The sequence below is a fragment of the Rhizobium sp. RU35A genome (assembly GCF_900156005.1).
Classification (GTDB): Bacteria; Pseudomonadota; Alphaproteobacteria; order Rhizobiales; family Rhizobiaceae; genus Neorhizobium; species Neorhizobium straminoryzae.
Map to the genome: position 1 here is coordinate 1 of NZ_FTMR01000048.1, position 1,358 is coordinate 1,358.

The window sequence follows — 1,358 nt, forward strand, 5'->3', positions numbered from 1 at the left end:
GACTTCAATCCTTGTATGGATGGCTCCTGCGTGTCAAGGATACGATTGGTTCCAGTAAACAGGTCGGTTGCGGCCATGTATACGGCGTCTGATATGCAGCGAGACTGCTGCGCGCCCTGATGAATATCCGCTTGGAGAACAGGTCCCACTCAATCGAGCGCGCTTGAAGAGCTTCGGATTGATCGGGGTGTCCTGGTTCTTCGTCTCCGCTTGTTCGCCATCACCTCACGTTGCCCTGACCATTCTGAGAGCCCGTCAGGCGACCTGCGGCTCGTATCGAGACCCGTCCCTGAGGACGGCAAAAATCATTCGTGCCATGCGATGCGCCAAGGCAATCGCGACAACCTTCGTCTTCTTCCGCATCAGCATGCCCGATAGCCAGTCCGATCCTGCCTTCCGCTTGAGCCGGCGTCTGAGCATGATCTGCGCCATGGCGCCGAGATACAGTAAACGCCGGATGTAGCGATTTCCCATCTTAGAGATACTGCCCACTTTTTGCTTACCTCCGGTTGAGTGAGGTTTGGGCGTAAGGCCGAGCCAGGCGGCATAGTCCCTCGCACTGTCAAAGTTGTCGACATCCGGGGTGGTGGCCGCGATTATCGTTGCCGACAGTATACCCACGCCTGGAATCGTCGCCAAACGCTGGCTTGTTTCGTTTTGCACGTAGGCTTCTTCGATCTCTTCTGTCAGCCGTTCGATCCGCATGTTTGTCTCGAACAGTTGGTCGAAGAGTAAGGCCACGGGCAATCGCGCTGCTTTCGGCAACTGATCCAGTTGCTCTTTCAACTGATCAACATTCTGCGCGCCCTTCGCAGCTATGATGCCGAATTCTGTCATATGTGCTCGGATCGCATTGCCGATCTGCGTGCGCTGGCGAACCAGGAAGTCTCGCGTGCGATGAAGAACCATGACCGCCGAGCAGGCCTCGCTCTTGATAGCCACGAACCGCATCGAGGGCCGCGTCACTGCCTCGCAAATGGCGGCCGCGTCCGCGGCGTCGGTCTTTCCTCGCTTCACGTAAGGCTTCACATAAGACGGCGGCATCAGCCGAACGTCATGCCCCAGTTCCTGAAGCCTGCGGCCCCAATCGTGAGCGCCGGCGCAAGCCTCCATGCCAATGAGACATCGTGGACGCTTCTGGAAAAATGCAAGTAATTGGCTGCGACGAAGCTGCCGGCGCACAAGAACCAGACCGTTCTCGTCCACACCGTGGATCTGAAAGACACTCTTTGCGAGATCGATACCCACTGTGGCAAGCTCTGACATGGATCGCTCCTTTGATCTGGATGATGTCATCCAAACTATGCCGGAATACGCCGGCGGGAGCAGGAGCCATCCACAACATCAATTGAAAAGGC

Annotated in this window: 1 protein-coding gene; it reads right to left on the reverse strand. The window is 56.8% G+C overall.

What is annotated here, in order from left to right; all coding sequences use genetic code 11:
* Nucleotides 1-255: 255 nt before the first annotated feature.
* Complete coding sequence (locus F3H95_RS26975) at nucleotides 256-1,266, reverse strand: IS110 family transposase (RefSeq protein WP_149748244.1); 1,011 nt, start codon at nucleotides 1,264-1,266, stop codon at nucleotides 256-258.
* Nucleotides 1,267-1,358: the final 92 nt, after the last annotated feature.